This window comes from Paraburkholderia sp. RL17-381-BIF-C, from assembly GCF_046026435.1.
Lineage (GTDB): Bacteria > Pseudomonadota > Gammaproteobacteria > Burkholderiales > Burkholderiaceae > Paraburkholderia.
On the sequence record NZ_JARESX010000078.1, the window covers coordinates 22,978 to 31,114 of the forward strand.

6 protein-coding genes are annotated in these 8,137 nt (G+C 62.4%); 4 read left to right on the top strand and 2 right to left on the bottom strand.

Annotated elements, in window-relative coordinates; translation table 11 throughout:
• Positions 1-3: 3 nt before the first annotated feature.
• Together cyoA and P0D70_RS30900 are read right to left on the bottom strand one after the other, a co-directional pair.
• A complete protein-coding gene (cyoA, locus tag P0D70_RS30895; protein WP_091808717.1) occupies positions 4-903 on the bottom strand; it encodes a ubiquinol oxidase subunit II in 900 nt (299 codons plus the stop codon).
• 379 nt (positions 904-1,282) lie between these two features.
• Positions 1,283-2,839 carry a complex I subunit 4 family protein gene (locus tag P0D70_RS30900; RefSeq protein ID WP_408187267.1) on the bottom strand — a complete coding sequence of 519 codons (1,557 nt, stop codon included), beginning with the start codon at positions 2,837-2,839 and terminating at the stop codon, positions 1,283-1,285.
• A 79-nt stretch (positions 2,840-2,918) separates the two neighbouring features.
• Between P0D70_RS30900 and P0D70_RS30905 the strand changes: the two genes are divergently transcribed.
• From P0D70_RS30905 to P0D70_RS30920, 4 genes are all read left to right on the top strand, one after another.
• Entirely contained in the window at positions 2,919-3,302 is a 384-nt protein-coding gene (locus P0D70_RS30905) for a hypothetical protein (RefSeq protein ID WP_408187268.1), read from the top strand.
• A gap of 222 nt (positions 3,303-3,524) precedes the next feature.
• Positions 3,525-4,262, top strand: coding sequence for an ABC transporter ATP-binding protein (locus tag P0D70_RS30910; protein ID WP_408187269.1), 738 nt, complete (start codon positions 3,525-3,527; stop codon positions 4,260-4,262).
• Positions 4,252-6,828 (top strand): FtsX-like permease family protein, encoded by a 2,577-nt coding sequence (locus tag P0D70_RS30915; protein WP_408187272.1) that lies wholly within the window; start codon positions 4,252-4,254, stop codon positions 6,826-6,828. The genes P0D70_RS30910 and P0D70_RS30915 overlap by 11 nt, the downstream gene beginning before the upstream one ends.
• Positions 6,829-6,965: 137 nt before the next feature.
• On the top strand, positions 6,966-8,137 hold a 1,172-nt coding region (locus P0D70_RS30920), incomplete at its 3' end, for a lipocalin-like domain-containing protein (RefSeq protein ID WP_408187270.1).

Genomic DNA, 8,137 nt, shown 5'->3' on the forward strand with positions numbered 1-8,137 from the left:
GCGTTACCCCTTACCCTTTGGCGCACAGTTGGCGTCCTTCATGTTGTCGAGGACGTTACCGTTGTTGTATCGGGCAATGATGTTGTGAAAGAGCTTCGGATCGACCGTGGAGAAATAGCGCACAGGCTCCTTCTCGGTCGGCGCGGATACCGTCTGATAACGGTCCATGCTGAGGTTGTCCGACGAAGCGCGCACTTTCGCAACCCACGCGTTGAATCCTTCAGGCGTCGTGGCGAGCGCACGGAATTTCATGTCCGAGAAGCCCTTGCCGCTGAAGTTCGCCGCGGTGCCCGCGTAGTCGCCGGCTTCGTCCGCGATCAGATGCAGACGCGTTTGCATACCCGCCATTGCGTAGATCTGGCCGCCGAGTTGCGGAATGAAGAACGAGTTCATTACCGTGTCCGACGTGATCACGAAGTTCACCGGCGTGCCGACCGGGAACGCCAGCTGGTTCACCGACGCGATACCGAGGTCCGGATAGATGAACAGCCACTTCCAGTCGAGCGCGACGACTTCGACGTTGATCGGCTTCACGTTCGACTCGAGCGGCTTATACGGATCGAGTTCGTGCGTGGTTTTCCACGTCAACACGGCGAGGAACAGAATGATCAGCGTCGGAATCGTCCAGATGGCGATTTCGATACCCGTGGAATGCACCCAACCCGGACGGTATTCCGCGTTCTTGTTCGACGCGCGGTAACGCCACGCGAACAGCAGCGTCAGCGCGATCACCGGAACGACCACGATCAGCATGGCCCAGGTGGACGTGGCAATCAGCTCACGTTCCGCCAGACCCACACTCCCCTTCGGATTCAAAATATCGAGGTTGCTGCAACCCGAGAGCAACAACACGAGGCCGGCGGAAAGGAAACTTAACGACCCTCGCAGAGTCTTTCCTTTCATAAGCATGGCCTCTTCTTTACGGCATCAACGAACGTCATTCGACCGCTCTCCCAATAGTAAGCGCTCGCATAATAGAGTGACGATTTGCCGCGATAAACCCTCATTTTTGCAACGATCTATTGCGCCGCAATACCGTGCGACACGTTGCCGCACACCTGTTGCGCAGCTGAACGGTTGCGATGCTCCGTTGCAGAGCATCGGGAAATCCGCGAATCAAAACACCCCTATAAACAAGCACTAAAACGAACAAAAAGCGACGCGGCCTGAATGGCCGCGCCGCGCATGATACACATAGAGACTTGATGCAGAAAGAACAAACACGCAACGGCCAAGCAAACATTCGCCCGGCGAATGCTGCAACTGCGAAGTCGCCCGTCAATCAGCCCGGCGAGCGCGTCTTCGAAGACACGAGTGCCGGCGCCGCCGCCTGCAGATGCTCGTCGCCTTCAGCAGGCGCAGTCTCCGACGGATGAACCGAGCGCTCCGATTGAGCCAGCAGCGTGCCGACCGACGGATCGATCGCGTCGGTGAACGGCTTCGGATTGATACCGATCGCGAGCACCAGCAATGCCATCGCGCCGAGCAGCACGAATTCGCGCGTGCCGAGATCCTTGAGGTTCGCTACGCGCGCGTTAGCGATCGCGCCGAAGATCACGCGCTTATACATCCACAACGTGTAAGCCGCGCTCAGAATCAAGGTCGAAGCGGCCATTGCGCCGATCCAGAAATTGAAGCGGATCGCGCCCATCAGCACCATGAACTCGCCGACAAAGCCCGACGTGCCGGGCAGGCCGATGTTGGCCATGGAGAACAGCATCACGAAAGCAGCGAAGCGCGGCATGGTGTTGGCGACGCCGCCGTACTCGGCGATCGACGCGGTCTTCGTGCGGTCGTAGAGCATGCCCGTGCACAGCAGCATGGCGCCGGACACCACGCCGTACGACAGCATCTGCACGATCGCGCCGGCCTGGCCGATACGGTTGAACACGAACAGGCCGAGCGTGACGAGACCCATGTGCGCAACCGTCGAATACGCGAGCAGACGGCGCATGTCGGTTTGCACGAGTGCCAGCAGGCTCGCATAGATCACGGCGACCAGCGAGAGCGTGATCATCATCGGCGCGAAGAAGTGGCTGGCCTGCGGTGCGATAGGCAGCGCGAAACGCAGCAGACCGTAGCCGCCCAGCTTCAGCATGCCGATCATCACCGCAGCGCCGGTCGGACCGTCGAGGTGGACGTCCGGCAGCCACGTGTGCAGCGGCCACATCGGCACCTTCACACCGAACGCGGCGAGAAAGCCGAGGAAGATCAGGACCTGCGGCCAGGTGCCCAGGTGCGTCTCACGCCACAGCGCGAGATCGAAGCTGTGCGTCTGGCTATACAGATACAGCATCGACATCAGCATCATCAGCGAGCCGAGGAACGAGACGAAGAAGAATTTCACCGCGGCATACGAGCGGTTCGATTGTCCCCAGGTGCCGATCAACAGATAGAGCGGGATCAGCGTGGCTTCGAACGAGATGAAGAACAGCATGCCGTCGAGAGACGCGAAAACGCCTTGCATGAAACCCGACAGCATCAGGAACGCGCCGAAGTACTGGGCGGTCCGCTCGGTGATCGACTCCCACGAGGCGACCACGATGATGATCGTGGTGAGCGCGGTCAGCGCGACGAGCCACAGCGAAATCCCATCCACGCCCAGGTGCCAGGCGATATCGAACGTGGGCGACCACCTGACGTTCTCGACGAACTGCATCGACGTGACGTCGTTGCGGAAATTCGACACCAGCGGAATCACCGGCAGGAAACCCGCAATCGCGCCGGTCAGCGCGAGCCACCGGGTGCGACCACGTGCCGCGTCGGATCCGGCGCGCAAAACGACCAGGCCAGCGACAATAGGGATCCAGATAAGAAGGCTAAGAAGAGGCAATGGCATGTGCTCTGTCAAAAACTTGAAGTACAAAACGCCGTATCAACGCCTTCAAAATGCAAGACATTGAAATGGAAATGTAGGCTTGGTTTCGCTGAAATTGACGTCGAAGCGGTGGTTTCCGCTACACGTTTACCCGCAGTCGAATGACCGAGGGTGGGAGATTACCAAGATAAGAATACTTTTGCAGCGCAACAACGCTGAAACGGCGCTGGCAATGCATTGTTGCTCCGCACGCCCTTGCGAAATGGATAAAAATGTGCAGACGCACAAACCCTTTTGCACGCCTGTCGGGCGGCGAATTTACGCGAAAAAGAGCGCAAATAAGAACCCGTTATTGAATTTTGCGGTAGCGCTCCAGCACGTGTTCGAGGGTGGAATAGAAGATGCCTACGCTCGGGGTGCGGAGGACGTGAATTTCCAGCATCCGGAAAAAATTTTGTCCACCGGTGGACAAAAAATTTTTTGATCCGTCACTCTAAATAATCCGGCATGCCGCGCAGAAGAATATCGACACACCGACCGGTTGCCTGCTTTCCGGGCCTGTCGCGACGCGAACCGCAAGCTTCAGCGTGGCTTACAGAAGCCGAATATACTTCGGCGGCTCAGGCGCCGATCATCGTGCATGAGTGCGGCGCGTCGGCCGCCTGTCTGGAAGCCGCCCTCGCCGGCCTCACTTTTCGGAAACCGCATGCTGCTTCGTGACGAAGGCGTCGTTCCCGCGCTCGAGTGCCGCGGACTCTGCAAGACATATGGCGCCGGGCGCATCGTGCTGGCGCATCTGGATTTCACGCTCGCGCCCGGTGAGTTCGTTGCGATCATGGGCGATTCCGGCGTCGGCAAATCGACGCTGCTCAATCTCGTGGCAGGTCTCGACAGCGCGGATAGCGGCGAAGTGATCATCGACGGCAGCGCCGTTTCGCGTCTGGACGACAACGCGGCAACGCGCCTGCGCCGGCAAAAACTCGGCTTTGTCTTCCAGGCGTTTCACGTGTTGCCGCACCTCACGCTCGCGCAAAACGTGGCGCTGCCCCTCCTGCTCAACGATCTGCCCGCTGCCGCCGCACGCGATATGCTCGCGGCCGTTGGCCTCACCGGACGCGGTGATGACTTCCCGCGCCAACTCTCGGGCGGCGAATTGCAGCGTGTCGCGATCGCGCGAGCGCTCGTGCATCGTCCGAAGCTGATTCTCGCCGATGAGCCCACGGGCAACCTCGACCCCGACACCGCGCACGACGTGCTCGGCCTGTTTCGCGCGCAGAGCAAGGCGACCGGCGCGGCCACGATCATGGTGACGCATTCGGAAGCCGCCGCGGCCGTTGCGGACCGCATCCTGATTCTGAGCGACGGCGGCTTGCACGCTTCGCCCCGGTCAGCCGCGCCCTTCGCTTCCCGCTCCCCGGCGCCTTCCGCCGATGATGTCCGCTGATTCACCGCCGCGTCCCCGGCTGCGCGGACAAGGGCACCGTGTCCTCGCGCGCTGGCTGCTGGGCGCCGAGTGGCGCAGTCACCGCGGGCGCGCACTGGTTGCAATTGCAACGATCGCGCTCGGCGTCGCGCTCGGTTACGCCGTGCAGTTGATCAACAGCGCGGCCTTCAACGAATTCTCCGCGGCAGCCCGCAGCCTGTCGGGCGAGGCCGATCTCCAGGTGCGCGGCGCACAACCTCTGGTGGACGAAGCCATCTATCCGCAACTCGCCAACGCGCCCGGTGTCGCGCTGGCCAGCCCCGTGCTCGCGCTCGATGTCACCGTGCCCGAGCGGAGCGCGGCACTGCCGGTGCTCGGCATCGACGTGTTCAAGGCAAGCCGGATTGCGCCCGATCTGACCGGTGTGCCGTCGCCGGATCGGCCATTCGACACGCTCGCGGCCGATACCGTGTTTCTCTCGTCGGCAGCCCAGCAGTGGCTCAACGTGAAAATCGGCGACACAGTGGCGCTGCGAAGCGGCACGGCGATCGTGCATTTGCGCGTGGCAGGCGGCATTGTCAGAACACGGCCCGGTCAGCGGCTCGCGGTCATGGATATCGCCGCCGCGCAGTGGAAGTTCGGCAGAATCGGCAAGCTGTCGCGCGTCGATGTGCAACTCGAACGCGGCGTCGACAGGGAACGCTTCAGGCGCGGTCTGCAAGCGCGCCTTGGCAGCCAGTGGGTCGTATCCGAAACCCGTGACGCCGAAAGCCGCACGGATCGCCTGTCCCGCGCGTATCGAATCAATATGAACGTTCTCGCGCTGGTGGCGTTGTTCACCGGCGCGTTTCTCGTGTTTTCGACGCAGGCACTGAGCGTCGTGCGACGCCGCGCGCAGTTCGCCATGTTGCGTGTGCTCGGACTGACGCGCGGTCAACTGCTGCGCCAGATTCTGATGGAAGGCGCACTCCTCGGCCTGCTCGGTTCACTCGCGGGACTCGCGCTCGGCTACGCAATGGCGAGCGGCGCGTTGCATTTTTTCGGCAGTGACCTGGGCGGAGGCTACTTTCCCGGAGTCCAGCCGCGAGTCGGCTTCGAGCCGCTGGCGAGCGCATTGTTTCTCGCCCTTGGACTCGCCGTGTCGGTATTGGGCAGTCTTGCCCCCGCTCTGGAAGCCGTGCGTGCGCGGCCCGCCGCGGCCCTCAAGGCTGGTGCGGAAGAAGGCGCGCTGGCGCGGCTCGCCACACCATGGCCCGCCTTGCTGTGCCTGCTGGCCGCCGCCGCGCTCACGCAGGTGCCACCGTTGTTCGATGCGCCGATTGGCGGCTACGTGGCCGTCGCATTGCTGCTGGTCGGCGGGATTGCACTGATGCCGCGAGTGACCGCACTCATCTTCGGCGCGGCGAGCCGTACCGTTGCCAGGCGGCGCCGCACTGGCGCGGTCAGCACGCTGGCTTTGGCGCGTCTTGCGAATGCGCCGGGGCACGCTTCGATCGCCATGGGTGGCGTGCTGTCGAGCTTTGCGCTGATCGTCGCGATGGCCATCATGGTGGCCAGTTTCCGCGTTTCCGTCGAAGACTGGCTGGTCCATCTGCTCTCCGCCGATCTCTATGTCCGCGCAGCACCAAACGGCGATACCGGCGGTCTGCGGCCCGATGAACAATCCCTGCTGGCAGCCGTGCCCGGCATCAAGACCGCCGCCTTTGCCCGTATCTCGCGTCTCGCGCTCGACCCTGCGCGACCCGACGTCGCCTTGCTCGCACGTGAGATCGACGCCGCCGATCCCGGCGCGAATCTGCAGATGACCGGCGCCGCGCTGCCACCTTCCGAATTTCACGCGGAAGAAACACCTGTTTGGGTATCCGAAGCAATGGTCGATCTGTATGGATATAAGTCAGGCCAGCGTGTGCAATTGCCGCTTGGCGAGCGTGGGCATGTGTTCGTGGTGGCCGGCGTATGGCGTGATTATGCGCGGCAGACCGGCGCGATCCAGATACGTCTCGCCGATTACCGGCGCTTGACCGGCGACACGAACGCAACCGATGTGGCCGTCACCGTTCAACCGGGGACGAGCGTCGAGCGGGTTGTCGAGGGGCTGCGCGCACTGCCCTTCGGCGCTTCGCTGGACCTCTCGCTGCCGGGCGAGATTCGTGCGCGCACGCTGGTGATCTTCGACCGCAGCTTTGCGGTCACTTATCTTCTCGAAGCAGTCGCTATCGTGATCGGGTTGTTCGGCGTGGCGGCGACGTTTTCCGCGCAAACGCTCGCACGGGCCCGCGAGTTCGGCATGCTGCGGCATGTCGGCGTGACGCGCACGCAGGTGCTCGGCATCCTTGCGCTCGAAGGCGGCATGCTCACCGCGTGCGGCATTGCTATGGGCTTCGTTCTGGGCTTCGCGATCAGTCTGATCCTGGTGTTCGTCGTCAATCCGCAGTCGTTTCATTGGAGCATGTCGCTGCACGTGCCGTGGACGGTGTTGGGGATCGTCGCGTTGGTCATGCTGGCCTCGTCGTGTTCGACGGCGGTGATAGCGGGACGCGGCGCTGTGTCGGTAGATGCCGTGCGCGCCGTGAAGGAGGATTGGTGATGCGGGTTCTCTCGCGCAAATTGGCGCGGCGGATCAGACTTATGGCGGCAGCGCGCCTGGATCTCGTCAGCGGAGGGTCTTGCTTGCTCTTGCGGATGCGTGCGACGCGAGTCGCACTTCCAGCTTTCGGTGAAGCCATGTCCAACAACAGCGTGATCGCACGCGAGATGTCATGCGAACCGTCCCTTGACTCCTCCTGGCTGGCCCGTCGGCGCAAAGGCAAGTGGGTTCTCGGATGGCTGTCCGTCGGGACGCTGGCCGTGTCGAGCTCGTTCGCCGCCGTGCCTGAATTCGCCGCGGTAACACCTGACCATGCAATCGCCCTCCCACAGGACAGCGGCGCGCATGCGAGTTTTCGCACCGAGTGGTGGTACGCGACGGGTTGGCTCACTACGCCGGATAATCGGCCGCTGGGTTTTCAGATCACCTTCTTCCGCTCGGCAACCGGCCATGACGACGCCGACCCGAGCGCTTTCGCGCCGGCGCAATTGATCATCGCCCATGCCGCAGTGAGCGATCCAGCGCTCGGCCATCTTGCCCATGATCAGCGCATTGCACGTCAGGGCTTCGGCCTCGCTTACGCGAAGCCAGCCAATACCGATGTCAAACTCGACGCATGGAAAATGATTCGCGCCGCAGACGGTCATTACGACGTCAGTGTCGATGCAAACGGCTTCTCGTTGCATCTCGTGTTGACGCCGACTCAAGCCCCTTTGATTCAGGGCGAACGCGGCTATTCACGCAAAGGTCCGCGGCCTGAGCAGGCGAGCTATTACTACAGTGAGCCGCAATTGCGTGTGACTGGCAGCGTGGTTCGGCCGGTTGTGGCGGGTAATGTGTCGCATGGAGAGACTGCCGTAACGGGCATGGCGTGGCTCGATCACGAATGGTCGAGCACCCTGCTCGACGCAGATGCAGTGGGATGGGATTGGCTGGGCGCCAACCTCGACGACGGCTCTGCGCTGATGGCATTCAAGGTTCGTGGTCGCGATGGACACGCGGTGTGGACGCACGCCGTATTGCGCAAACCCGACGGCGAGGTGACGACGTTCGGCGCCCGCGAGGTGGACTTTGCCCCGCTGCGCACATGGCGCTCGCCGCGCACGAACACATTCTATCCGGTGTCGATGACCGTCAAAACCGGCGCGCTGAAGTGGCGACTTGATCCGCTGATGGACGATCAGGAACTCGATTCAAGACAATCGACGGGCACGATGTACTGGGAAGGTGCGGTGCGGGTGAGTCGCGCAGGTGTGGAGGTGGGACGGGCGTATCTGGAACTGACGGGCTATGCGAAGGCGGTGCGGCT

Bases quoted from the DNA above. Each gene is read 5' to 3' on its own strand.
- P0D70_RS30910 (WP_408187269.1), top strand. From the start codon at position 3,525: ATGCTGCTTCGTGACGAAGGCGTCGTTCCCGCGCTCGAGTGCCGCGGA.
- cyoA (WP_091808717.1), bottom strand. From the start codon at position 903: ATGAAAGGAAAGACTCTGCGAGGGTCGTTAAGTTTCCTTTCCGCCGGC.
- P0D70_RS30915 (WP_408187272.1), top strand. From the start codon at position 4,252: ATGTCCGCTGATTCACCGCCGCGTCCCCGGCTGCGCGGACAAGGGCAC.
- P0D70_RS30900 (WP_408187267.1), bottom strand. From the start codon at position 2,839: ATGCCATTGCCTCTTCTTAGCCTTCTTATCTGGATCCCTATTGTCGCT.